Source organism: Oleiphilus sp. HI0128 (assembly GCF_001635365.1).
Genome location: NZ_LWGG01000562.1, coordinates 1 through 395 on the forward strand (window position 1 = coordinate 1; position 395 = coordinate 395).

1 pseudogene is annotated in these 395 nt (G+C 41.5%); it reads left to right on the forward strand.

Going from position 1 to position 395, the window contains the following annotated elements:
- Nucleotides 1–178 precede the first annotated feature (178 nt).
- Nucleotides 179–395: pseudogene (locus A3763_RS06645) on the forward strand (asparagine synthetase B); the annotation flags it as partial.

Consider the following 395-nt stretch of genomic DNA (forward strand, 5'->3'; position numbering starts at 1 on the left):
ATTAAAAAAATCCTATCTTGATATCCATGAATCACAACTTGTTGCTCTCTCGAAAGAATGCAACCTGAAGTGTCAAAGTAACTTAACGCCAACTCAAGGTATGCTGGCTACAATAATCCAGTTACACATACAATCAAATTCTGATATAAGTTCAAGCAGCGACATCGAGAGTTAACCTATGTGTGGAATAGCAGGTTTGTTTGGCCTCCCCCCGTTTGAAAAAGATCGCTATGCACTTGCCAAGCAAATGGCAGGACAATTACGCCATCGAGGCCCTGACGGACAAGCTTACTATCTAGATAGCCAAGCCTTATTGGTTCATACGCGTTTGAGCATCATCGATATTCAGGGTGGTGAGCAGCCTATTCATAATGAAGATAAATCAGTATGGGTTA